The organism is Methanoculleus sp. UBA430 (assembly GCF_002506585.1).
Classification (GTDB): Archaea; Halobacteriota; Methanomicrobia; order Methanomicrobiales; family Methanoculleaceae; genus Methanoculleus.
Genome location: NZ_DAXW01000015.1, coordinates 149418 through 173227 on the forward strand (window position 1 = coordinate 149418; position 23810 = coordinate 173227).

The window sequence follows — 23810 nt, forward strand, 5'->3', positions numbered from 1 at the left end:
ATGCCATATATGGTTGACCATCCGGTTCCCGGAGATTGCTGCAAAATGGAGTAGAAAGGCGGTGAAATCAGACCGGGAACGCGGGGTGCGACACCGCCGCCCGGCAGGGGTTCCTAAAGATTGCGCAGTTCCCCGACGAACGCCCGCAGGTCCTCCGCGTAGAGTTCGGGCTCCTCCCAGGCCGCGAAGTGCCCGCCGCGAGATAGGTCGGTGAAGCGCACGAGGTTCACTCTGCGCTCCGCCCATTCACGGGGCAGCGGAGCGTCCCGGGGAGGGTGGGCGACGGCCGCCGGAACCGGGGTGCGCTCCCAGGGACCGGAGGCCGTGTGCGTATCGAGGTAGTACCTGCGGACGGACGAGCCGATCGTCTCCGTCACCCAGTAGATCATGATGTTCGTGAGCAGGTCGTCGCGGCCGATGCGCGCTTCAATCTCCTCGCCGGTCGTGTCCGAGGCCATGAAACTCATGATCCAGGCCGCGAGGCCCGCGGGCGAGTCGGCAAGTCCGTAGGCGAGGCTCTGCGGTTTGGTCGACTGGATGATATTGAAGGCGCCTTCGCTCATCCACCACCCCTGGATGAACTCTGCGAACGCGACCTCGGGCTCCGTGAGGGACGCGAAGTCCGTCGACGGGTCCGGGTAGCCGACGTCGGTCAGGTGGATGCCGATGAGCGCCTCTGTATGCCGTTCCGCAAGTGACCGGGCGATCAGTGTCCCGGCATCGCCGCCGGCCGCGATGAACTTCTCGTAGCCGAGCAGATCCGTCATCAGTTCGGCGAAGATGTCGGCGGCTTCATCAGTGGTCATGGCCTTCCGGTCGGAGAACCCGTGGCCGGGGATGGACGGGACGACCACGTCGAAGGAGCCGGCGAGCAGCGGGATGACGCGGTGATAGCGGTAAAACGAGTCGGGCCAGCCGTGGAGGAGGAGGAGCGGCACCGGGTCCGGTCCCTTCCCGCGCTCGTGGACGAAGTGGATTCCCGTCCCGTTGATCTCGGCGCGGAACTGGCGATACCGGTTCAACTCCGCTTCGCGGGCCCGCCAGTCGTAGGAGTGCCGCCAGTAACGGACGAGGTCTTTCATGTAGGAGAGGGCGGTGCCGTACTCCCACCCGGCGCCGTCGTCGGGCCAGCGGGTGTCGGCGAGCCGCCGGCGCAGGTCCTCAAGGACTGTCTCCGGAACGGAGATGGTGAAGGGTTCCATGCTCCGGGTGGACGGCCTGTCTCCGGTTATATATTTCGCGTGGGGGCTGCATCAATTGACCGGGCGGCTCAGCGGAGCTCTATCGTCTTTTCCTCCTCTCTGCCAGGACCCTGCTCGTTTCTATCGACTTCTGCAGGGGCTGGATCATATAGGCGGGCATACTCTTCACCACCTCCCGCCTGACGGAGGGGATGCTCATTGCAAGAGAGGTCACCCGGGTGCCGATCCGCTGCAGGTAGTTCCAGGTGGGGAAGTCGTAGAGCCCGTGCTGCCGATAATACCGGTCGTCCGCCTTGAAGGTCGCCCGCATCCCTCCCCAGATCTCGTCCCGGAAGATCTTATGGCCGCCCACAGCCGGGAAGGTGGCCGGTGCGATATACCCCCGGCCCGCGAGCCTCACGGAACGTTCGGCCAGGGCCTGCAGGGCGGCATCGATCTCGCCCGGGTCCGGCTCGTTGGTCACGATCCCCGCAAGGTTGGCTTTTTCCGTCATCACCAGGCTCGTGAGAACCTCCCGGAGGGTTGCAAGATGGCCGAGCGGGCCTTCCACGAGGTATGCGACCTGTTTTCCCTTAAACGCCGGCACATGGCCGCTAAAGAAACTCCGGTCGATGAACCGCTTCCAGGCTGCCGAGAAGAAGCGGTCGCGGACGGTCCCGGCCATGACCAGAATATCCGCGGCAACGACATACCGCCTCCAGAATGCCATAAATCCGTCGTCGTAGATGCAGGTGTTCTCCAAGGCGCATCGGCAGCACCCCAGGCAGCCACCGTTCATCATGGCGTCCCGGATGTGGGCAACCTGGACGGAACCTGCGTAGCACGCCGTGAGGTGCCGAACCATCGCCTCAAGGTCGGAGCCGGGTTCCGCGTCGTGCAGGATGACCACCCGTTTCCCGCGGGTGTCCACCGCGGCCGGCGGGGTCTCCGGAACGTAGGAGGAAGAGAGCGCGGGCAGCGATGGAAATTCCCTCAGAACCGGCCGCCGTTCTTCTATCGCCTCCAGGAAATCGGAGAAGAACAGGACGAGCTGCTCCTGGAACGCCTCCTTCTCGAGATCCTGCATGTGGGCCGAGCAAGAACCGGCATACCGCATCCCGAGGTCGTCGCAGACCCCGTGCAGGTAGGCGTGGGCGGTGTGATCGAAGAAGTGGATGGAGGTGGTGAGGCTGGCGGCATACTTCCCCGAGAACGTCTCCGCCGCGTTCCGGGTGCCTATCAGTTCGATGAAACGCTTGAGCTGCGCCGGGACGAGCATGCAGTAGACCGGGGTCGCCCAGAGCACGCCGTCAGACTCCTTCACCGCGGCGAGCAGCCTGTTCCATACCTCTTCCTGCCGCTCGATCGTCTTAATCTCCTGCCCCACATGCGCCACGGAGAAGGTATGCTCCGGAAATGCCTGCTCAAGGAACCGGACGTACTGGAGGGTGACGCTCTTCTCTCCCTTGGGGCTCCCGGAAATGACACGGATCTGCATGATTTCGCACGCTCGCGTATTATATACGGATCTAAATCAGGCGGAGGGATATATCTTGCGGAAGGACGGTCCTGCCGGCGATCCGGAATTTCTCGCAGGGCATTTCGCCAACCGGGTAGCGGCGAGTTAATGCGGCTTTTTTGGTGCGGCAGGGGGCTTCACGCTCACTTTCCCCTCCACGTGTACCCGACGGCACCCTCCGGGCAGGCGTCGACGCACTCGCCGCAGAGGATGCACTCGGTGCTCTCCATCTTCCCGTCCCGGACCATGCCGTGGACATCGAGGCCCATCGGGCAGGCGTTTGTGCACCTCTCACAGCCGATGCAGCGGCCGGCGTCGGCCGCAAGGCGGAGCGCCGGCCAGCCGACGGCGTTCCTGATCTTCCGGCCGGCGATCATCAGTGCGGCGGTCGGGCAGAGGACGCGGCAGAAGCCGCGCCGGCCCAGGAGGTATGCGGCAGCGAAGAGCGCGAGGAAGATGACTCCGACGATCACCAGGGTCTTGGACGACGTGATCGAGACGCCGTTCACCGTGCCGTAGAAGGGATCGACTGCACGGATTCCGCCGGCACCGATGAAGAGGTACGCGAGCAGTGAAAGCCAGAGGACCGTGACGCCGTACTTGACCCGGTCGCGCCGGCCGTCCACCCTGTGCTTCATGACGGGCGAGCAGATCTCCTGCCATGCTCCCATCGGGCAGAGCCAGCCGCACCAGAAGCGGGAGACCCCGAGCGAGAGGACGGCGAGTGCGGCAAAGACGAGCAGGCTGCCGGTGGCGATGCCTTCGGCCGCCCCCATCAGGATGACGATGGGCGAGATATAAAAGAGCGTGACCGGGAGGAGGAGGAACGAGACGACGAGGATCGCCTTCCGGATTGTCTGGCGCGACAGTCTCGGTTGTTGCGACGGGGTTTCGTGTGCCATAATAATACCTTTGCATCAAGGTGACGGTTGTGCGGTCTTCTCACCCGCCGGATCGCCGTGCCGGAATCATCCGTTATGGAATCTTCCCTCCCGGAGGCCGTGAGTATCCGCACGGGGAAATACTCCCGGTTCGATCGGAGGATGCAATAATACTTATACATGGTGATTTCATCTCTGCCGGGCAGGCTGTTGCAGGAATGAGCCATTGTTACGGCTCCGATTCCTTGTTACCCTCTATAGGGGGGGTTGTCCATCTTCGGAGCATGGGGTGAGCCGGATCCCGAACCGGTAAACCGCAACATCGCGACCCTGCTGAGTTACGAAACATACGATGCCGCTTTCACCAGCCGCCTGACGTCTCGAAGGCCGATCGTTCCTTTGAAGTACTTATGCTCCCTGTTGACCCGATCGAGATCGCTGCATAATCTCTCAGGATCTGCACCTGAAATCGCTTCCGGATCCGTATACCCCGCAGAGACCAGCATCCTGGCTACAATGGGACTTACCCACTGGATTCTTGTGAGACCGGCCAGCACATAGAGAGCATCGATGACGTCGGCATCGACGCCGAGAGCGACCGCAACCTCCTCTCGCTTCCCGGAGGAGGCCAGAGTTTCGTAGAGTAAAACAGTATTCTTCAACCCCAAGCCCTCCAGTTTTTCGAGGTCGGTCTTCTGGAACCAATCAAAAGCGCCTGCGGGGTATGGTTTTGGGAAATAACCCTCAACTTCCCGGCGCAGCAACGTTAGATACGCCGCATCGATCCCGGTCTCCCCTGAAAGAGCCGGTATGTTCTTTGGGTTTTTCAAACTCTTTCGCAGGTCCGCGAGAGTCGCGAAACCATGCGACTTCAGTCTCAAGAATGTTCCGTCAATCTCTTCCAGCAGAGACCGGCGGCTTGGAACCAGATCGGTCTCCTGAATCCTCGTTTGCAGGTCGTCAAGACTCACTCTTTCAGCATCGATGTAGTACGGCATCCGGTTACCTCACTCCCCCATAGCATCGTCGTGCTCCGCCGTTACGGCGACAATCCCCTTCTCCGGACCGCCTGCCGCGGCGTGTCCTCCGGGCATCCCGGCCGGAGCCTCCTCCCGGCCGATCAGCGCCTCCACCCATGCCCGGTTCGCCCATAGGGCACAACCGCCCTCCGACTCCGTGAGCGCCTCCGGTGTCTCGCGGAGCCGGTTGAGCAGTCTCGAACGGAGGGCTTCCCGAAGCGGCACGGCCGCAAGGTTCACGTCCGAGTAGGGGGCCGCGGGGCAGGGCTCGAGGTCACCCGAGGGGCTGACGTGGACGAACCCCCGGCCCGCGGCGAGGCACCCGCCGTAGGCGTCCTCGTCGCCGGGGAAGCCGATGAAGAGCGCCGGGAACTGCCGGTTGTGGCTTGCAAGGACCGCCTGGAGTTCCGTCCTCTGTTCGGGGGCGAGGACGAGATCCTCCGTCCCGGGCGCCATCGGCACGTACTCGACGTAGGTGAAGACCCGGACACCGGCCAGGAGCATCTGCCGGACGAAGGCTTCGTCGGTGACGTCCGCAAAGTTCTCCCGCGTCGTGGTCAGGGAGCAGCCGAAGAAGACGTTGCGGTCTTTTAAGCAGGCGGTTGCCGAAAGGAGCCGGTCATAGACCCCGTCGCCCCGCCGCCGGTCGGTATGCTCGCGGGAGCCCTCGAAGCTGATGACCGGCACCACGTTCCGGCATCCCGCGAGCAGATCGGCAACCGCACCATCGATCAGGAGGCCGTTCGTGAAGACCGCAAAGAGCACCTGCGGATGGGCCCGTACGAGGCAGAAGATCTCCTCCATCCGGACGAGCGGCTCGCCGCCGGCGAGGACGACGATGGAGACGCCGAGCCCTGTCGCCTCGTCGACGACCGATGCAAGGACCTCCGGTTCCATCTCGGCTCTGTGGTTCCCGCCCCGCCCGTGCATGTAGCAGCCCGCGCACGCGAGGTTGCATCGCGCGGTGACGCTCACGATCATCACCGGCGGGACGAGGAGCCCCTCCTGTTCGTGCCGCTTCCGCGCTGCTGCCGCTCGTTTCTGGTGGCGGAGGATGGCGGCGCCGGGGATGGCGAGGGCCGGCTCCGCGGCGATGATCCTGACCGCCTGGCCGAGGGTCTCGCGGATCGTGGCATCGAACGTCTCCCGGTAGCGGTTGTCGCCTGCCGCGGGTGCTGCCTCTCCTCTGGTAGGGTACCCGGCGATCATGGAGCGCCTGCCCTTTCCGGGGTTCTCTGTTCCCGCTGGTTCTCCATATCCTCAATCTCCAGGTCCGGGTGCCGGTAGCGCTGCCTCTTCTCGGTGCGGCTGCCGGCCTGGATCGCCTCCGCCGGGCAGAGGTGGATGCACCCGCAGCAGAGTTCGCAGCGGTGGTTCCAGACGGGCCTCCCGCCGACTATATCGATGTTGCCCGCCGGGCAGACGGCGGCGCAGGTGCCGCACGACGTGCACGCTTCGCTGACCGTGAACTTGCGGTCATTCTCGTGGACATGGGAGAGGAACCGGGGGTACATGAGGGCCCTAACGATTCGCGCAACCGGCGAGTTCGGGAGGTTCACCCTCTCTGCCTGTCCGATCCGGCCCGCGATGCGATCGAGTTCCGTGTCCGCCGCATCAAGCAGCTGGTCCCGCTTCTCCCCTGCGGGCGACGCGTACATCAGGATGTAGTTGCCCGGCATGCTCACGGCGAACCCGGCATCGAGCCCCTTTCCGGCCTTCTCCCTGAGGATGCCGTCGAGCTGCCGGAGGGCCGCGGCACCCCCGCCGCCCCCGTGCGTGACGACCGAGAAGACGTAGTCCGCCGCGGTGAGGTCGAGGCGCTCCGCAAACGATGCCGCCATCGCCGGGAGCCCGGAGAAGTAGACCGGGCAGACAAGCCCGACCCGGTTCGCCCCAGGGGCGACGGGTCCCGGGGTATCTGCAAACGATGCAACAGGGACGATATCGCAGTCCCCGAGGGCCCCGGCGATCTTCTTTGCGGCTGCAAGGGAGTTGCCGGTCCCGGTAAAATAGTAGATGATGGTCTTCATGATATCAGATCCTCGACCGGAAGCGGGTACGCCCCGACGATCCGCTCGATGAGGTCGTTCTCCGCCGTCCGGGCCGCCATCTCCTCCTGTGTCAGGCTGACCGCCGCCGCGACCTCTATCCCCCGTGCGGCGAGCGCCGCTTCGAGGAGCGGGAGGGCTTCACCGGGCTGGCCGCAGTTCGTGCAGAAGATCACGGCCCGCTTCCCCTCGCAGCCCGAGAGCGCCCTGACGGCGGCGTTGATGGCCGGTGCGGGTTTCCAGGCCCAGACCGGCGTCCCGATGACGAGAAGGTCGTAGCGGGAGACGTCGATCCGGTCGGGGAGGATCGGGTCGCAGACCCCTCGCCGGGCGTGCAGGACCCCGGTCGTGTATGCCGTGAAGGCCGAGTACTCGGTCAGGGTCTTCACCTCGACGAGGTCGCACCCGCAGGCGTTCCGGATCCGTTCCGCGACGCCCCGGGTCACGCCGGTATACGAGTAGAAGACGACGCAGGCGTTCAGCGACGTCTGCTGCGTCGTCTCCCGGACGAGTTCGCGGTCGCACCGGTCCATGACGGCCGCCGACATCTGGTCGAAGTGCTCCCGGAACTCCAGCAGCCGGTCGCGGTTGAACGAAAAGTAGACCCGGAACCCCTCCCGCCGGGACGTCACGAACCCCTCGCTCTTCAGCGTTTTCAGGTGCTGCGAGGCGGCCGGCTGTGAGATGCCGAGGATCCCGGCAAGGTCGGAGACGCCCAGTGTCCCGGTCGTGTCCGTTGCGAGCAGGTGGATGATCCGGAGCCTGTTCGGGTCGCCGAGGGCTTTGAAGGCGCCGGCCATCCCGGGGACAATCTTACAGAGGCCGGTGCAGGGGTCGCACTTATTACAGTCGTCCATGTGAATTGTATAAGTGTATGCTTATACAGATATAGACCTTGCGGGCGGACGATCCGGAGCTGCGCAGGAGAGGCGATGAGGAAGCGACGCTAAAAAAATATTCGGGGAGCGCTCCTCCATCACTGCTGACGAGGGGAGTCCTGGTCGACCCGCCAGGCATCTCCCGGGCTGGTCTTCCGTGAAGGCTGGCCGGGCGACTGGATGAACCAGCCGGTCCGGGTATTGTCGAGTATCTCCGCGGAGTTTTTGGCGGTCATGAGGCTCGCGACGACCATCGCGACGGCCGAGAGGACGAGGGCGTAGAGGCTGAAGTGCACCGGAAGCGAGCCCACGAACTTGGAGTAGTAGCCGAAGATGCCGGCGGCGACGAGCCCGACCGCCATGCTCGCGATCGCTCCCTCGCCCGTGGCGCCCCGCCAGTAGAGCCCCGCGAGCAGCGGGACCGCGAACGTCGCGAGCATCACCCCGATCCCCATCCAGATCAGCCAGGCGAGCATCTCCGGGGGGTTGATGGCAAGGAGGAGCGTGCCGCCGGCACCGAGGATGATGGTGACCTTCGAGACCAGGAGCACCTCTCTATCGGTCGCGGAAGGCCGGAGGATGTTCTTGTAGACGTCCCACGCAAACGAAGTGCCGACGGTGAGCATGAGCCGGTCGGTCGTGGACATCACCGCCGCAAGGACGATCACCGCAAAAAGCGCCCAGAGCGCCACGTTCGGCATCGCGTTCTCGACGCCGACGATGAAGGCGAAGTCCTGCGCATTCACCGCATCCGGGAGGACGATCGTCCCCTCCTCGACGAGCGACCGCACGGCAAACCCGGTGAACTTCACGAGAAACATCACGACCGCATAGATCAGGAACGCGACGAGCGGCGCCCACTTGAAGTAACGGGCCTCCTTTGCGGCCAGGACGTTGTTGATGACGTGCGGTGCGCAGGCAAGCCCGACCATCAGGAGGATCCCGAACGAGACGAGGAACTCCGGCGTCGCGTAGGCGTAGGAGGCGTAGGCCGGACTCGGGAACCAGGGTTCGACGAAGTTCGGGTCGATCCCGGCGATCACCGTGTTGATGTGATCCAGCCCGCCGGCGCTCATGATGACGGGCGGCGCCATCAGGAGCACGCCCAGGATCAGGATGCCGCCCTGGAAGAGGGTCGTCCAGGATACGGCGTAGAGCCCCCCGACGACCGTGTAAGCGGTGATGATGACCCCGGCGATGAGGAGCGCCTGCCAGTGCGGGATGTTAAAGAGCCAGACGAGGACGATGCTGATCGCGGCATACTGCCCGACGAGGTAGATCAGCGAGACGACGATGCCCGCGATGGCCGAAAGACCCCGGAGCGCCCGCGGGCTCTCGAACCGTTCGGCGAGGTAATCCTGGATGGTCAGGTAACCCCGCGTCTTGCCGATGGCGTTCAGCTTCACCCCGAAGAAGATGATACAGAACGAGGCAGCGAGCGGGACGAAGATCTGCTCCCAGATGCCCGGCCAGCCCGACGTGTATCCAAAGCCGCTGACGCCGAGGAGGGTCATCCCGCTGCAGATCGAGCAGACGATCAGGATCGTGAAGACCCAGAATCCAAGCGATCTCCCGGCGAGGATGTAGTCCTCGGTGTTCTTGATCTTCTTTGAGGCCCAGCTCCCGATGCCGATGAGCACGACAAAGTAGAGAACGATCAGCGCGAGCGTGATGAGGTCCGCCATTCAAGCGGCCTCCTTAAACCGGAGTCCCCAGAGGGCGAGCAGCACGACGACCAGAGCGACAGTCCCGCCCACGATGGCTCCCGTATGGAAAGGTAGCGCGATGAACATGCTGTGTCACTATGTGACATGCCAGCATATAACACGATCGGTCGGGACGGCCTCCCCGTCCCGATGAAAGGTCCGGCACAGGAGATCGAGAGAAAGGTATTTTGAAGTATTCACGGCCTTTGTCCCACGAAGGAGAGAAATTTCACGTGCGGGCGGGCACCATGGTGCCGTCGCGGCCGTGAAGAAAAAAGATTGGCGCCCGGAGGCCGGGAGCGCTCCCCCATCACTGCCGGCGGGGCGAGTCCCGGTCGACCCGCCAGGCATCTCCCGGGCTGGTCTTTCGTGACGGCTGACCGGGCGACTGGATGAACCAGCCGGTCCGGGTGTTGTTGAGTGCGGTCTCCGAGTTCCGGGTGGAGAGAAGGCTCACGACGATGATGGTGAGAACCGAGCAGACGAGCGCATAGATGCTGAAGTGCATCGGGAGCGGCGCCACGAACTGGTGCCAGTAGCCGAAGGCGGCGGACGCGACGAGCCCGACCACCATGCTCGCGATCGCTCCCTTTCCTGTAGCGCCGCGCCAGTAGAGCCCGGCGAGCAGCGGGACCGCGAACGTCGCGAGCATCACCCCGATCCCCATCCAGATCAGCCAGGCGAGCATCGGCGGCGGGTTGACGGCAAGGAGGAGCGTGCCGCCGGCGCCGAGGATGATGGTGACCTTCGAGACCAGGAGCACCTCTCTGTCGGTCGCGGAAGGCCGGAGGATGTTCTTGTAGACGTCCCACGCAAACGAAGTGCCGACGGTGAGCATGAGCCGGTCGGTCGTGGACATCACCGCCGCAAGGACGATCACCGCAAAAAGTGCCCAGAGCGCCACGTTCGGCATCGCGTGCTCGACGCCGGCGATGAAGGCGAAGTCCTGGGCGTTCACGGCGTCGGGAAGGACAAGCGTCCCCTCCTCGACGAGCGACCGCACGGCAAACCCGGTGAACTTCACGAGAAACATCACGACCGCGTAGATCAGGAACGCGACGAGCGGCGCCCACTTGAAGTAACGGGCCTCCTTCACCGCCAGGACGTTGCTGACGACATGCGGTGCGCAGGCGAGGCCGACTATCAGGAGGATCCCGAACGAGACGAGGAACTCCGGTGTCGTGTAGGCGTAGGGTGCGTAGGCCGGGCTCGGGAACCAGGGTTCGACGAAGTTCGGGTCGATCCCGGCAAGCACGGTATTGATGTGGGCCAGGCCGCCGGCGCTGGCGATGACCGACGGGGCCATCAGGAGGACGCCGAAGATCAGGATGCCGCCCTGGAAGAGGCCCGTCCAGGATACGGCGTAGAGTCCCCCGACGACCGTGTAGGCGGTGATGATGACCCCGGAGATGAGGAGCGCCTGCCAGTGGGGGATAGCAAAGAGCCAGACGAGGACGATGCTGATCGCGGCATACTGCCCGACGAGGTAGATCAGCGAGACGACGATGCCTGAGACCGCGGCGAGCGCCCGGACCTCCCGCGGGCTCTCGAACCGGTCCGCGAGGTAGTCCTGGATGGTCATGTAGCCCCGCTCCCTGCCGAGGGTGTGGAGTTTCACCCCAAAGAAGATGATACAGAACGAGGCTGCGAGCGGCACGAAGATCTGCTCCCAGATACCCGGCCAGCCTGAGGTGTATCCGAAGCCGCTGACGCCGAGGAGGCTCATGCCGCTACAGATGGAGCAGACGATCAGGATCGTAAAGACCCAGAACCCGAGCGACCTCCCGGCGACGATATAGTCCTCGGTGTTCTTGATCTTCTTTGAGGCCCAGCTCCCGATGCCGATGAGCACGACAAAGTAGAGAACGATCACGGCGAGCGTCGCCAGGTCCGCCATTCAAGCGGCCTCCCTGAAATGGAGCCCCCAGAGGGCAAGCAATACGATGACGACGAGAGCCGCACCGCCCAAGATGAGTCCTGTATGGAAAGGTAATCCGAAGAACATGCTGTATCAATATTTGGCACGTTCTGTGATAACGGGATCGCCGGGGAGACAGAGATCTCGCCCGGTGGCAGGACGGGCGCATCGCACCCGAAAGAAAGTTATTTGGAACTCTTCACGGTCTTTGCCCCCCGGAGGAGGGCAATCTTTCCCGTGCGGACGAACTCCTTGATGCCGTACTGGCGCAGGAGTTTCTCCATCGCGTCGATCTTTGACGTGTCCCCGGTGACCTGGAGCACCAGGGTCTTTGCACCGACGTCCACGACCTGAGCACGGAAGATATCCGCGATCTGCAGGACCTCGGCGCGGGAGGTGCCCGGTTCGGCGGCCACCTTGATGAGGGCGAGCTCGCGCTCCACGCTCTCCCGCTCCGTCAGGTCCGAGACCTTGATGACGTCGATGAGCTTGTTGGTCTGCTTCATCACCTGCTCGACGACGCCGTCGTCGCCGTTCACGACGATCGTGATCCGGCTCATGTTCGGCTCCTCGCAGGTCCCGACGGCGAGGCTCTCGATGTTGAACCCCCGCCGCGAGAACATGCCGGCGACCCGGCTCAAGACGCCGGCCCGGTTCTCCACGAGGACGCTCAACGTATGCGGCTTCATTGCCTCACCCCGATCATCTCGTTGATCGCGGCCCCCGCCGGGACCATCGGGAAGACGTTCTCTTCCCGCTCGACCCGGAAGTCGAGGACGAACGGCCCGTCGGTCGCAAGAGCGGTCTCGATCGCCTCCCTGACACCGTCCTTCGCGTCGACCCGGATCCCGTCGACCCCGTAGGCGTTCGCGATCTTCACGAAGTCCACCGGCGGGAGCTCCGTGTAGGAGTAGCGGCGGTCGTAGAAGAGTTCCTGCCACTGGCGGACCATGCCGAGATACATGTTGTTTAAGATCACGACCTTGACGGGGATATCGTACTGCGCCACCGTTCCGAGCTCCTGGATGTTCATCTGGAAACTCCCGTCGCCGGCGACGTCGACGACCGGGACGTCCGGGCAGGCGTAGTGGGCGCCGATGGCCGCCGGGAACCCGTAGCCCATCGTGCCGAGGCCGCCGGAGGTGATCCAGGTCCGGGGTTTTGTGAAACGGTAATAGAGCGCGGTCCACATCTGGTTCTGGCCGACCTCGCTCGTGATGATCCCCTCTCCCTTCAAGACGTCGGAGAGCTCGCGGATGACATACTGCGGGCGGAGGTGGTCGTCGTCGCGGAACCGGAGCGGGTACTGCGCCTTCCAGGCATTGATCCGGGAGACCCAGTTCGCCGTGTCGCCGCGCTTCTGCATCCGCCTGAGGAGGGCCTGGAGCACCGCCTTCACGTCGCCGACGATCGGGACGTCGACTTTCTTGTTCTTCCCGATCTCCGCCGGGTCGATGTCAATGTGGATGACCGTGGCGTTCGGCGCGAAGGTCTCGATCTTCCCCGTCACCCGGTCATCGAACCGGGCGCCAATGGCAAGCAGGAGGTCGCATTCCGTCACCGCGTAGTTCGCGGACTGGGTGCCGTGCATCCCGAGCATGCCGAGGTTCAGCGGGTGATCGCCCGGGACGGCGCCAAGCCCCATCAGGGTCGTCGTCACCGGGACGGCGGCGGTCTCTGCAAACTCCAGGAGTTCTGCCGAGGCCCCCGAGAGGACCACCCCGCCGCCGGCGTAGATGAGCGGCCGCTCTGCCCCGGTGATCAGATCGAGCGCCTTATCGATCTGGCGGACGTGCCCCTGGTAGGTGGGCTGGTAGCCCCGGAGGGAGACCGCCTCCGGGACGGGGTTACTCTTCGCCACGCTCGTGGTGACGTCTTTGGGGAGGTCGACCAGCACCGGACCGGGCCGGCCGGTCCGGGCGACGTAGAACGCCTCCTGGACGACGCGGTCGAGATCGGCGACGTCTTTGACCAGGTAGTTGTGCTTCGTCACCGGCATCGTGATCCCGGTGATGTCCGACTCCTGGAAGGCGTCGTTCCCGAGGAGGGCGGTCGGTACCTGGCCGGTGAGCGCCACGATGGGGATGGAGTCCATGTAGGCCGTCGCGATCCCCGTGACCAGGTTGCACGCACCGGGGCCGGAGGTGGCAAGGCATACCCCTACGCGGCCGCTCGCGCGCGCGTAGCCGTCGGCCGCGTGCGCCGCTGCCTGCTCATGCCTTACCAGTATATGCCGAACCGACGAATCGTAGAGTTCATCGTAGATCGGCAACACCACGCCGCCGGGGTAGCCGAATATGGTATCTACCCCTTCACGCTGCAGCGCTTCAATCAGAGTCCTGGCTCCGGTCTTCATGCTCTTCCCTGAGTAGTCTGTTCATCCCGACGATAACTGCTTCGACGCTGGCCATGATGATGTCGGTCCTCGCCCCTCGCGATGTCACGGTCTTTCCGTCCTTGCTGAGTTTCACCGATACGTCAACGACGGCGTCGGTGCCGCCGGTTATCGCATCGACGCTGTATTCATCGAGTCGTACGCTCCCGACGTCCGCGACCGATCTCTGGAGCGCGCGGATCGCCGCGTCCACCGGCCCGGTCCCGACTGCGGCACCGGTGATCTCGTCGCCGTTGACAAGCATCGTCACCGAGGCGGTCGGCATCGCGTTGCTCCCCGAGACGATGGTGAACTGGCGGAGTTCGAGGCAGGGCGTGAACTCGATTGCCATCACGGTATCGGCGATCGCCATGATATCGGCGTCGGTTATCCGCATCCCGGTGTCCCCCACCTGCTTGATCCGGGCGACGATCTCGGCGAGTTGCGCCGCATCGGGGGCATACCCCATGTCGTGGAGGGCGGCCTCGACCGCCGTCGACCCGGAGTGTTTGCCGAGGACGATCCGGCGCTTCCGTCCCACCCGTTCCGGCTGGAGCGGTTCGTAGGTGCTCGCATCTCGCATCACCCCGTGGGCGTGGATGCCGCTTTCGTGGGTGAAGGCCATCTCGCCGACGATCGGCTTGTTGGTCGCAAGCGGCACCCCGGTCAGCCGGGCGACGTGGGTCGAGAGGGGGTAGAGTTCCTCGGTCCGGATCCCGGTTTTAACCCCATAGAGGACCTCGAGCGCCATCACGAGTTCCTCTAGCCCGGTGTTCCCCGCCCGCTCGCCGAGGCCGTTGACCGTGACGTGGGCAGAGGAGGCCCCGGCACGGAGGGCGGCGACGGTGTTTGCGAGCGCGAACCCCAGGTCGTCGTGGCAGTGGATCGAGAGCGGGGCAACGAGGAGCGGCGGTATGATCGCGGCCGCCCGCTCGGGCGTGAGGAGCCCGACGGTGTCGCAGAAACAGAGCCGGTCGGCTCCCCGCTCCACCCCTTCCCGGAAGACCTCCGCGAGGAACGCCTGGTCGGCGCGGGACGCATCTTCTCCTGAGAGTTCGACGATGAGGCCACACTCCTTCGCGTACTCGACGGCGCTCCAGGCCATCTGAGAGACCTGCTCGCGGGTCTTTCGAAGCTTCGTGCTGATGTGGAGGTCGCTCACCGGGACGACGAGGTGGACGGAGTCGGCGCCGGCGTCGGCGGCAAGGTCGATGTCCCCGGGAAGAGCCCGGACGTAGGTGCAGCACTCGGCGGCAAGCCCGGCGTCGGCGATGATGCGGATGGACTCGCGCTCTCCTACGGAAGCGGCCGCGGACCCGGCTTCGATGACGTGGACCCCGAGGTCGGAAAGATGCGTTGCAATCTCAAGTTTCTCGGCCGGCGTCAGGCAGACACCCGGTGTCTGTTCGCCGTCCCGTAACGTGGTGTCAAAAAAGCGAATCGGTTCACCGAATAAAACAATCACACATAGTGCAATTCACCGTCAGAGAATTGGCGGCGGCGCTACTTAAATGTTGGGCATTCGGGGATTCTGGTGCAGGATAAAAAAAGAGGGGGGATTTACGCCGGCGCCGGGGCGCTCTCGTAGACGAGGGCGATGTAGCGGGAGGCGAAGATGACGAACGCCGGCGAGAGGAGGAAGAGGAGGAGCAGGAAGAGAGGGCCGACGATCGGGACGAGCATAAGGGCGAACAGCACGACGAGCATGAGGATGAACTCCGCGATCGCGATCACGATACCCATGACGAGGAGGGCGATGAAGACGTTCAGCCATCCGATCCTGCCAATATGAGTGAGAAGGGTGCGGATCCTGAAGGCCTCGCCCATTCTCCCCGTCCGGGCGAACCGGACCATCGCAAACGTCGAGAGGATCCCGATGATGATGGCGGCGACGATGAAGATGACGAAGATCGCAAGGGCTGCAAAGGCGGCCAGTTCCGGGCTCAGAAGCGATTCGGGGCCTGATCCCGCCGGGGTTACCGTCGATGAGACCGGGATGAAGTACATCGCAACGGGCAGGAGCGTGAGGATCATGAGCGGGATCGAGTAGATGATCGTGATGACGATCAGTTTGATACCGTCGATAAAGAGCCCGATCCAGTCTTCGAGCTCAGGAGCGGGCTTTGCGCCGCTCATGACCCGCACCGTGTAGCCGTAGATAAGCGGGAATATGATTGTGCTGATGAGCAGGAGAAGCCAGCGGACCCACCTGCCCCAGATGGCGTCCTTTGCATATTCAAAGGAGTCGCCGAGTAATCGCATTAAGTCCATGAGTATCACCGCATTGTTCGGATGTAGGATCGTGCGTTTGGGAAGATAAACGCGTTGTTTTGTTTGCGGAAGGAGGATTTGTCACTTGCGGATGAATACCGTCGGGGGGTGTTGAGTGTTCACCGAAAGGCGCTCCATCTGAATTCAGGATGTGGGTGCTATCCTGTTGTGCTTGAGATCCGGCAGTGGAAACTTTCGGATTCCCACTCTGTATCCTCAATTTAGAACATCTGAGAGAGTTGACGCAGCAGGTGGGGAAGACAGCTGACCTTGGCGTGAGGAGCGGCTTCAAAAAAAGGAAGACGGTTCAGGCAGGTGCTGCTGCGCTGTCATAGATGAGGGTGTAGTATCTCGTCACAAATACCGCTACAACTGGACCGATGAGGATCGCCACGACGATAGCCAGAATAAGTGCTAGGAGCCAACCGATAACGGGGATCAGCGCAAGGATGAAAACAGCAATGGCTACAACGATTGTATAAACAATAGTAGCCAGAACAGAAACAATCCACAGTATGATCAACGCGAGGATATAGCTCAGCCATCCGATCTTTCCAATGTGAGCGACGATGGCACTGATATTGAATGCCTCCCCGAAACTGTCAGTCCTTGCGAAGCGTATCAGGGCCATCAAAGCGATGAGCGAGAAAATGAAAGCGACAATTAGCCCTATGAGCAGACCGACCAGTGCTCCAGCACCCGGACTCTCCAGTGCTCCACCCATTAAAACGCCTGCACCACCAAAGACCATGAGTACTATCAAGGGTATGATGCTGTAGACGAGACCTACAATAAAGAGTTTAATGCCGTTGATGAACATCTCAATCCAGTTTTCAAGGGGTGGCAGCTGAGATTCGCCTCTATAAATCTTCCACTGATATCCTCCCCAGAGGGGGAAAATAATCATACTAATGAACAGCAATAACCATTTGCCCCAGTTCCCCCACAGACCATTTACGGTGTAGTCGAGGGAATTGCCGAGCATAGATCCGTATTTCACAATCAATCACCTTTAGTATATGAGATTTTGAGTAATCATATTAAAATTTTTTGAACATGAAGGGTGAAAGATATGCCTGTTACTTGAAAAGGAATGCTAATTTTAAGTATGTTCGTTTATTGAAGGTCTTATTTATGATCCCGCATAAGGAGCCAATCGGAAACAGATCTTCTGGCCACAACTCGATTTTTAAAGAAGCTTAAGTGGCCTTGGGGGCACTCAACCACATGCACTCGGTGTTCCGGTGACGGACCATAAAAGGGAATATGACAACCACCCCTTCTGGTCTTCCATGTTCACTTGCTACAGGGAAAACCGAACTGTGGTAACGTCTCAGATCTTCTGTAATTTGCCTGAGCCCTGTCTCCTTGCTTGATCATTCCTTCTCCATCGTCAAATACCTTCTGCCGGTAACCCACTCCTCGTTGATGTCCATCAGGATGGATCCGACCAGCCGGAGAAGGGATTCCTCGTTCGGGAACACGCCTACAACCTTGGTTCTCCGTTTCAGTTCCCTATTGACCCGCTCCACCATGTTCGTCGTTCTGAGCCGTTTCCTGTGCGGTTTTGGGAATGCCGTGTAACTCATAAGCCCGGGGAGGAATCGCTCGATGGTGTTGGCTGCTTTCCGGTACCCCCCGGCATTCAGGTCATCAGCGAGATCCTGGAGTCTCTGCTCACTCCCATACGCCTCCTTCAGCCCCTCTACAACCTCTTTCTGGTGTTTCCGGGGAATATTCCTCAAGACGGCCCGGGTACAATGAACCTGACACATCTGCCAGGATGCACCGAGGAAGGCGGCTTCAGCCGCCTTCTGGATGCCGATATGCCCGTCCGAGACGACCAGTTGAACCCCGGTAAGTCCCCGTGTTTTGAGGTTCTCGAACAGTCCCGACCAGAATTCTTCGTTCTCACAATCCGTGACTCTCGCGCCCAAGATCTCCCGGTAGCCGTCGTCCCGGACGCCGGCGACCACCAGGACCGCTTTGGTGACGTATCGTGCTCCGTCCCGGATTTTGTAGTAGGAAGCATCCACGAAGAGATACGGGATAGCCTGTTCGATCGGCCGCAGGAGGAATGCCTGCACCTGGTCGTCGAGGTTCTTGGCCATCCGGGAGACCGAAGCCGGGGAGAGCTGGTCGATCCCCAGATGACTGACGATCTCCTGGATCTTTCTCGTCGAAACTCCCTGGAGGTAGGATTCGACAATTGCGTTCACCAGAGCTTTCTCCACCCGGGCATAGGGCCCGAAGACCTGTGTCTCGAACGGGAGCTCCCGGAACTGCGGTTTCCGGAGGATTGTCTCCCCGTATCGGGTCTTGAGGGATCGGTCTTTGTAGCCGTTCCGATGCGCTTTCCGCGCATCGGTGCGTTCGTACTGGGCAGCTCCTGCCTGCTGGAGGGCCTCTGCGAGCATCACCTGGTTGAGGAACCCGGTGATGAGGGTCTTCATGCCGTTCTCCTGATCGGAAAGATAATCTTCGATTAACGCTAAGGGATCCATGGCCCTGTTTCTCCTTTGTCCAAATCTAGGTTGGATCCAGGGCCAATTCAATTTTACAGAAGATTCGTTACGCTACCCCAGTTCCCCCACAGCCCATTTACGGTGTAGTTGAAGGAATTGCGAAGCATAGATCCATACTCCATAGTCCATCACCTTTGATTATAATGAGACTCTAGAGTCATCGTATTTATGTTTTTTTACATGAGACAGGTAAATCATGCCCGTTACTTGAAAAGGAAAGCCACGTTTAAGCCCTTTTGCCTATTGAAGGCCCTGTTTTTGCTCCCGCGCAAGGGACAGATCATGGATAGGGTAATCGGGCTCCGCCCCAGTTCCGGGGCGCCCTCGCAGACCTGGAGGCGCTCAACCTCGTGCGTCCCAAACAGCTCAATGTGTTCAAGTAAAAGGGGAAGAAAAACGGTTGGAAATGAGTATATTATTTATGGATAACAAAGGTTCCTGCAATCATATCGTGCAAGCCCTGCTTCTTCTCGGTGAATCCAATCAGGATGTAACCGATAAGGAAGATTCCCCCGAATATAAGTTTACTGAAATACCGGATTGTCGCTTTGGTAAAGTCCAACCTGTTGCCGTCATGATCTGTAACTATCAGACCCAGTGCTTGTTTACCGAATGTTGCCTGTTTTTCGGAGCTTTCCAAGTATGCAAAGTAAGCCCAGTATAGCAGTATGACCACAAGTAAGCCCATAAAGTCACCGAAAATTGCGACGATGACAAAATAAGGTATCAGGAGTACGAGCGCATCGATTATGTATGCGCCAAATCGGGTCCAAAAACCTGCATAGTTGAATTCACTGGAATGTCCTCTAGATACATTCGTTCTCATTGATCCGCCAACACCTACACCACAGTTTGGGCAGGTATCAGAGAGTGACAGATCAACTTTAGCCCCGCAACTAGGGCAAAAATTGTCGCTCATAATGAATTATAACTTAATTCAAGAAAATAAAGATATCTATTTGTAAAAAGAAGTTTAGGTAGCAATCTTATTCAAATACCGCTTATCTGCTTTGCTTCAACTAACCCGTATGATGTTTGCGGCTATGCATTCCAACTATGGGTAATCTATACAACTGCCTGTATATTTCTTATTACATCGCTTAATTCTGTTGTAACTCATATACCATCCTTTGACGAAGCCATATTTTTCTAGTGCCATTATAGCATAATTTGAGCATGAGGGGTAGAAGCGGCACATTACTCCGTTTTTAGCGTTATATCTTCGTCCTATTTTTCCATGCCATATTTTTCTGATCAAAAAAATTGAGATGCATACGGTGATGTTATTTTTTGTCATAGTGTACAATGACTTCAGAATAGTCCCTTGAACTACATTGAGAACATGTCTTTAATCGATCCAGTTCCGTAGTATACGTATTTAGATCCTGTTTCCTCTTATTCTCGGCATTTGCATCGCACATATTACAAAGCTGTGCGTTTTTATTATTCTGGATACCCCGTTTTATTTCGTCTTCACGGGATTTGAGGGAGTGCCAGACTTTGCCGCACTGATTGCAGGTTCGCTTATACTCGGAAACTTGACTTTCTGGATCGAATAGATCGCTGGAACCACACGATACACAAAAATTTGCGTTGCTTGGAGCCTCAGATCCACAATTCTTACACACTTTCATTCAAGACACCTGAGTTATCTAAAGTATCATTCATCCATTTTATTTCCACAATTTGGACAATACTTTATCCCATATGGGATTTCTTGCTGACATTTGGTGCATTGTTGGATTTGTTTTTCTCCACATTCCAGGCAAAATTTAGATTTCGGAGGTATCGGTTTGCCGCACGCACGACATTTGGTGCCTTCGTTACCCTGCCCCTGCATCTCTGTCCCGCATTCAGGACAGAATTTGTTTTTGAGATTTGATGCATAGCCGCATTTAGGACAGGTCTGCGTCTGTTGCTGCCCAATTGGGGCTACATTGACTCCTCCGATGGGCTGTATGCTTTGATTTTGCTGGGCGTACATATTCTGTGCCACAACTTGACTAATTCCAAAGCCCGCACCTAGGCCAGCACCTATTCCAGCAAAACCTGCTGCATCACCGCCTTTGGCAGCTCCTTCTCCTATGCCACCAATAGCGTTTGCTGTCTGGTACTGGAGAAAATTAACACCAAGTGCTGCCATAGCGCTTCTTTTATCAATTGCTTCCTGTACGGAGTCTGGAAGTTGTAGCATCAGGCCAGAAAACTTGGTTACTTTTAACCCATAGGGGCTGGTTTCATTTTTGAGTCGGGAAAGGCATATCTGTTCAATTTCCGTTAGATATGTTGGCATATCGAGTATGCCCATGTTCTTTTCACTCTTGAGTTTTCCCAGAGAACTATTGAGGATCATGAGTATCTGATCTTTCAACCAGTCAATGATCTGATCGGAGTGCTGTAGACCTTTGGTTCCAATGAACTGCGTGATAAATAGAATGGGATCAGTTACTTGATAAGCAAACTGACCGGAAGCAATGATTCGTACGAGGCCGAAGTCAATATCCCTAAAGGTAAGGGTGTTCTCCGCCTTGAATCTCCCCCTGAATTCTCTTTTTTGAATCCAGTATGCCTCTCCTATCTGTTCAATGCCTGCTGTAACTTTTAGCAGAGATGCTAAAATTGGGATGTTCTGGGTTGTTAGAGCGTATCTTCCCGGGCGATCAAATACGGTTAATGCTTTTCCATCTCTGAAAAAAACAACATTCTCATCTTCCCGGATAACAACATTGTCATTAAAATGGATGTTACGGGGTAGGCGCCATACAAGGTTATCCCCCTTCAGATTATCCGGCCAATAAAAGGTATTTCGAGCAGAATCTGCAGGCTTAAAATCCCTTTTGGGGTTTCCAAACGGATCCGATGTCATTCTTCTCCCTCCGTATGACCTCTGGCCATCGTTTTAATAAAGCCTAACTTTCTCACTTCAAGAAGCGATTCGAAGGAGTCCAAACATCTCGCCATCTCTTCGATCACATTTTTCGCTTCTTTGTATTGATTCGTCGATATTTTCTGATATACGGATTCTGCGTTGGCCCGAATCGTACCAAGATTGTCTATAAGATCCAGATCGAATTCATAGAGAGCGTACAGTTCCTTGCTCCCTATTCTGTATGTTGGTGAGATGCCGGAGTAACCCTGTTCTGCATGGGATATCTTAGAATCAACTGTTTTTACTCTGGCTATGAGATCTGCGACGTCCTGAATTGTAGATAACTCCAACGACTGTACAAGTTTTGCTCGTGAATCCTCTAATAATCTTAATACTGGACTAATTTGTGTTTTAGAGATATAGGTTCTTAACAGGCTGTCAGTATCTCTGAGATCTTCTTTTATTCTATATCCACGATATCCGGGGATGATCAATTGAATCTTCTTGGTTAAACCTCTGTTCTTTTCGACAAAGTCTTCGAGGTCACTCATGGCTATCTCTCCGTATATATCTCATCACAACTAATAGGCCAGAGAAGGCGATAATTATACCAATCAGGGAAAGGCCATTAAAATTTACAAACTGATGAATAAACGCTGCAAAACCTATGATCACGAGGAACGACCCCGCCGCCATCACTAAATCGTTTCGAGGCTCAGAAGCTCCCACTATAATGGCAAGCAGTCCCGATGTTAAACTAAAAAAAATCACTGACGGCCATAGATCCTGAATTTGTCCATATAGACATAATGACAGGCCTATCAGCACGATAAGCATTCCCCAGCCAATATAAAACCTATTTTTATTTAAAGAATTAATTATCTGAATGATGTAACTACACCTCCTTAGCGTAGAGTTATATCCTTGTTCTCTCTAATATACGTTTTCCTATTGCCTGGCCGTTAAAAGCGATATGGTTGTGAATTAACGGTTTTTATAGATATCGGGGGCGTTTACTGTCATGCTTCTTCGAGTTACCCCCAGTTATTTGGCCATTCCTCTCTATAATCAAAGTCAGTTTTATTCGCCCGCCTGAACCGATAACCAACGCCAGTTCGTCCAGAGACCCCAGTCTCCGCAAAATGTGCCCTTTTTGGCCGATTTTTGGGATGAAACTGAGCTGTTCATTATACCGCGATACCTTCAGGTCGTATAGTGTTGGAGTACCGTTCTTCTTTCCATCTGCCTGGTTGCATGAGGGCAGTACCAACCTGTGCTACAATTCCCGTGACTACAATCACAAAAAGAAGGGATGAGACTTCACGCCAGTACAGCGACGCTCTCGTAGGCCTCCACGAGGTAGCGGGCGTGGAAGATGCCGAACGCCACCCCGATGAAGAGGTTGATGATCCAGCCGAGAACCGGGATCGAGGTGATGAGCCCGGTCACGACCGCATAGACGAGGCCGATGAGGACGAGGATGAGGACCGCGACGATCCAGGCACCCCATCCGATCCGGCCTAGATGCCGAAAGATCGCCCCGAAGTTGAATGCCTGGAGGAAGCTCCCCGTGTGGGCGAACCGTACGACCGCGAGGAGGGAGATGAACGATATGATGACCCAGATGACGGCCGCGATCACGATCCCGGTGACGGCGGCCGCGACGGCTGACGCCCAGACATCGGGGTTGTCGAGCCCCTTCGCCGCTATGGCGGAGATGGCGGCAATCCCCCCGAAGACGGCCAGGACCACGATGACCGGGATAAGGTAGATCAGGTTGATGATGTTTAACTTCCACCCGTCGATAAAGAGCCTGCTCCAGTCGTCGACCTCAGGAGCCGGCGTCCTGCCGGCGAGCACCCGGACGATATAGCCATTGTAGAACGGGACTAAAAAGAGCGTGAACGTCTGGACGAGCGAGAGGAGTACCAGGAGAATCCACCGCCACCATTCGCCCAGGAGGACGTCCTTTGTATAACCAAGCGACCTTGAGATGAGACTGCCGTAGTCCATATCACACCACCTTCGGCCGTGGAGAGACGGTGGAGTGTATATATGTTGGGTCACCCTGTCCCTGTACCGGCTCGCGGCATCGCGGGCCCCCCGGCCCCGGAACCGTCAGAGTTCCTGTTGCAGATACACCATATCGACGAGTTGTTCGCCGCCGTCGAAGATCGGGTGGTCGTAATGGTCGACAAAGAAGTTTTTAACGCGATGGGATACGACAAACCCACAACGCTCGTAGAACCGGAGGATCCGGGGACAGTCTCCCGTGCCGACGGTCATGACGCGGCACCTGCCCCTGTAGTATTCAAGGATATATTCCACGAGCCGCCTGCCGTAGCCCTGCCCCCGGCACGCTTCGTACGTGGCGATGTTCTTCAGTTCGTAGATGCCGTCGCCTTCGTCTGTCACCACGCAGACACTCTTCAAGTCGCTGTCGTAGAGGGCAAACAGATCCCCGCGGTCCAGGTAGCGATCGATCATGGACTCCTGCTCGTCCCCGATCAGTAGCAGGTCAAGGAACTGCTCCTTGTTCTCCCGGACTTCTTCAACCTTCATGGCAATCCCGGCAGGTGTGCTCGATTCGAACGGAGCTTCCGGCATAAAAAATAGGAGAG

22 protein-coding genes are annotated in these 23810 nt (G+C 58.7%); all 22 read right to left on the reverse strand.

Annotated features, from left to right (window positions below; genetic code table 11):
• Window positions 1-113 precede the first annotated feature (113 nt).
• On the reverse strand, window positions 114-1202 hold the full coding sequence (locus BRA49_RS11500; protein WP_292386227.1) for an epoxide hydrolase family protein: 1089 nt from the start codon (window positions 1200-1202) through the stop codon (window positions 114-116).
• 79 nt (window positions 1203-1281) lie between these two features.
• Window positions 1282-2679, reverse strand: coding sequence for an NAD(P)H-dependent oxidoreductase (locus BRA49_RS11505; protein WP_292386228.1), 1398 nt, complete (start codon window positions 2677-2679; stop codon window positions 1282-1284).
• Window positions 2680-2843: 164 nt separating this feature from the next.
• Window positions 2844-3602, reverse strand: a complete 759-nt coding sequence (locus BRA49_RS11510) for a 4Fe-4S binding protein (RefSeq protein ID WP_292386229.1) — start codon at window positions 3600-3602, stop codon at window positions 2844-2846.
• 317 nt (window positions 3603-3919) lie between these two features.
• Window positions 3920-4579 (reverse strand): DUF4332 domain-containing protein, encoded by a 660-nt coding sequence (locus tag BRA49_RS11515; RefSeq protein WP_292386231.1) that lies wholly within the window; start codon window positions 4577-4579, stop codon window positions 3920-3922.
• A gap of 9 nt (window positions 4580-4588) precedes the next feature.
• Complete coding sequence (locus BRA49_RS11520; RefSeq protein WP_292386232.1) at window positions 4589-5809, reverse strand: radical SAM/SPASM domain-containing protein; 1221 nt, start codon at window positions 5807-5809, stop codon at window positions 4589-4591.
• Window positions 5806-6630, reverse strand: coding sequence for an EFR1 family ferrodoxin (locus tag BRA49_RS11525; protein WP_292386233.1), 825 nt, complete (start codon window positions 6628-6630; stop codon window positions 5806-5808). The genes BRA49_RS11520 and BRA49_RS11525 overlap by 4 nt, the downstream gene beginning before the upstream one ends.
• Window positions 6627-7505: a metalloregulator ArsR/SmtB family transcription factor gene (locus BRA49_RS11530; protein ID WP_292386234.1), complete on the reverse strand. Its 879-nt coding sequence runs from the start codon at window positions 7503-7505 to the stop codon at window positions 6627-6629. Before BRA49_RS11530 ends, BRA49_RS11525 begins: the two co-directional genes overlap by 4 nt.
• A 119-nt stretch (window positions 7506-7624) precedes the next feature.
• A complete protein-coding gene (locus BRA49_RS11535; RefSeq protein ID WP_292386236.1) occupies window positions 7625-9211 on the reverse strand; it encodes a sodium:solute symporter family protein in 1587 nt (528 codons plus the stop codon).
• Between the two features lie 331 nt (window positions 9212-9542).
• On the reverse strand, window positions 9543-11129 hold the full coding sequence (locus BRA49_RS11540) for a sodium:solute symporter family protein (RefSeq protein ID WP_292386238.1): 1587 nt from the start codon (window positions 11127-11129) through the stop codon (window positions 9543-9545).
• Between the two features lie 206 nt (window positions 11130-11335).
• Complete coding sequence (ilvN, locus tag BRA49_RS11545; protein ID WP_292386239.1) at window positions 11336-11839, reverse strand: acetolactate synthase small subunit; 504 nt, start codon at window positions 11837-11839, stop codon at window positions 11336-11338.
• On the reverse strand, window positions 11836-13506 hold the full coding sequence (gene ilvB, locus BRA49_RS11550; RefSeq protein ID WP_292386240.1) for a biosynthetic-type acetolactate synthase large subunit: 1671 nt from the start codon (window positions 13504-13506) through the stop codon (window positions 11836-11838). Before ilvB ends, ilvN begins: the two co-directional genes overlap by 4 nt.
• Window positions 13478-14989 carry a 2-isopropylmalate synthase gene (locus BRA49_RS11555; protein ID WP_292386241.1) on the reverse strand — a complete coding sequence of 504 codons (1512 nt, stop codon included), beginning with the start codon at window positions 14987-14989 and terminating at the stop codon, window positions 13478-13480. Before BRA49_RS11555 ends, ilvB begins: the two co-directional genes overlap by 29 nt.
• A gap of 95 nt (window positions 14990-15084) precedes the next feature.
• Window positions 15085-15795, reverse strand: coding sequence for a DUF4013 domain-containing protein (locus tag BRA49_RS11560; RefSeq protein ID WP_292386242.1), 711 nt, complete (start codon window positions 15793-15795; stop codon window positions 15085-15087).
• Window positions 15796-16102: 307 nt separating this feature from the next.
• On the reverse strand, window positions 16103-16795 hold the full coding sequence (locus BRA49_RS11565) for a DUF4013 domain-containing protein (RefSeq protein WP_292386243.1): 693 nt from the start codon (window positions 16793-16795) through the stop codon (window positions 16103-16105).
• Between the two features lie 376 nt (window positions 16796-17171).
• The gene (locus BRA49_RS11570; RefSeq protein WP_292386244.1) at window positions 17172-18299 is read right to left on the reverse strand and encodes an IS256 family transposase; all 1128 of its coding nucleotides are present in this window, start codon (window positions 18297-18299) and stop codon (window positions 17172-17174) included.
• Between the two features lie 436 nt (window positions 18300-18735).
• On the reverse strand, window positions 18736-19239 hold the full coding sequence (locus tag BRA49_RS11575) for an RDD family protein (protein WP_292386245.1): 504 nt from the start codon (window positions 19237-19239) through the stop codon (window positions 18736-18738).
• 135 nt (window positions 19240-19374) lie between these two features.
• Window positions 19375-19617 (reverse strand): membrane protein insertion efficiency factor YidD, encoded by a 243-nt coding sequence (gene yidD / locus BRA49_RS13635; protein ID WP_394339121.1) that lies wholly within the window; start codon window positions 19615-19617, stop codon window positions 19375-19377.
• A complete protein-coding gene (locus tag BRA49_RS13640) occupies window positions 19604-19954 on the reverse strand; it encodes a zinc-ribbon domain-containing protein (RefSeq protein ID WP_394339122.1) in 351 nt (116 codons plus the stop codon). The genes yidD and BRA49_RS13640 overlap by 14 nt, the downstream gene beginning before the upstream one ends.
• 26 nt (window positions 19955-19980) lie before the next feature.
• Window positions 19981-21186: an SPFH domain-containing protein gene (locus tag BRA49_RS11580; RefSeq protein ID WP_292386246.1), complete on the reverse strand. Its 1206-nt coding sequence runs from the start codon at window positions 21184-21186 to the stop codon at window positions 19981-19983.
• A complete protein-coding gene (locus tag BRA49_RS11585; RefSeq protein ID WP_292386247.1) occupies window positions 21183-21740 on the reverse strand; it encodes a hypothetical protein in 558 nt (185 codons plus the stop codon). The genes BRA49_RS11580 and BRA49_RS11585 overlap by 4 nt, the downstream gene beginning before the upstream one ends.
• 769 nt (window positions 21741-22509) lie before the next feature.
• Window positions 22510-23202 (reverse strand): DUF4013 domain-containing protein, encoded by a 693-nt coding sequence (locus BRA49_RS11590; protein WP_292386248.1) that lies wholly within the window; start codon window positions 23200-23202, stop codon window positions 22510-22512.
• A gap of 105 nt (window positions 23203-23307) precedes the next feature.
• Window positions 23308-23751, reverse strand: a complete 444-nt coding sequence (locus BRA49_RS11595) for a GNAT family N-acetyltransferase (protein WP_292386249.1) — start codon at window positions 23749-23751, stop codon at window positions 23308-23310.
• Between the last annotated feature and the right edge of the window lie 59 nt (window positions 23752-23810).

Coding starts and splice junctions, on each gene's coding strand:
- BRA49_RS11580 (WP_292386246.1), bottom strand. CDS start 21,186: ATGACATCGGATCCGTTTGGAAACCCCAAAAGGGATTTTAAGCCTGCA.
- BRA49_RS11540 (WP_292386238.1), bottom strand. CDS start 11,129: ATGGCGGACCTGGCGACGCTCGCCGTGATCGTTCTCTACTTTGTCGTG.
- yidD (WP_394339121.1), bottom strand. CDS start 19,617: ATGACAAAAAATAACATCACCGTATGCATCTCAATTTTTTTGATCAGA.
- BRA49_RS11590 (WP_292386248.1), bottom strand. CDS start 23,202: ATGGACTACGGCAGTCTCATCTCAAGGTCGCTTGGTTATACAAAGGAC.
- BRA49_RS11535 (WP_292386236.1), bottom strand. CDS start 9,211: ATGGCGGACCTCATCACGCTCGCGCTGATCGTTCTCTACTTTGTCGTG.
- BRA49_RS11560 (WP_292386242.1), bottom strand. CDS start 15,795: ATGGACTTAATGCGATTACTCGGCGACTCCTTTGAATATGCAAAGGAC.
- BRA49_RS11510 (WP_292386229.1), bottom strand. CDS start 3,602: ATGGCACACGAAACCCCGTCGCAACAACCGAGACTGTCGCGCCAGACA.
- BRA49_RS11500 (WP_292386227.1), bottom strand. CDS start 1,202: ATGGAACCCTTCACCATCTCCGTTCCGGAGACAGTCCTTGAGGACCTG.
- BRA49_RS11585 (WP_292386247.1), bottom strand. CDS start 21,740: ATGAGTGACCTCGAAGACTTTGTCGAAAAGAACAGAGGTTTAACCAAG.
- ilvB (WP_292386240.1), bottom strand. CDS start 13,506: ATGAAGACCGGAGCCAGGACTCTGATTGAAGCGCTGCAGCGTGAAGGG.
- BRA49_RS11530 (WP_292386234.1), bottom strand. CDS start 7,505: ATGGACGACTGTAATAAGTGCGACCCCTGCACCGGCCTCTGTAAGATT.
- BRA49_RS11520 (WP_292386232.1), bottom strand. CDS start 5,809: ATGATCGCCGGGTACCCTACCAGAGGAGAGGCAGCACCCGCGGCAGGC.
- ilvN (WP_292386239.1), bottom strand. CDS start 11,839: ATGAAGCCGCATACGTTGAGCGTCCTCGTGGAGAACCGGGCCGGCGTC.
- BRA49_RS11570 (WP_292386244.1), bottom strand. CDS start 18,299: ATGGATCCCTTAGCGTTAATCGAAGATTATCTTTCCGATCAGGAGAAC.
- BRA49_RS11525 (WP_292386233.1), bottom strand. CDS start 6,630: ATGAAGACCATCATCTACTATTTTACCGGGACCGGCAACTCCCTTGCA.
- BRA49_RS11575 (WP_292386245.1), bottom strand. CDS start 19,239: ATGAGCGACAATTTTTGCCCTAGTTGCGGGGCTAAAGTTGATCTGTCA.
- BRA49_RS13640 (WP_394339122.1), bottom strand. CDS start 19,954: ATGAAAGTGTGTAAGAATTGTGGATCTGAGGCTCCAAGCAACGCAAAT.
- BRA49_RS11505 (WP_292386228.1), bottom strand. CDS start 2,679: ATGCAGATCCGTGTCATTTCCGGGAGCCCCAAGGGAGAGAAGAGCGTC.
- BRA49_RS11515 (WP_292386231.1), bottom strand. CDS start 4,579: ATGCCGTACTACATCGATGCTGAAAGAGTGAGTCTTGACGACCTGCAA.
- BRA49_RS11595 (WP_292386249.1), bottom strand. CDS start 23,751: ATGAAGGTTGAAGAAGTCCGGGAGAACAAGGAGCAGTTCCTTGACCTG.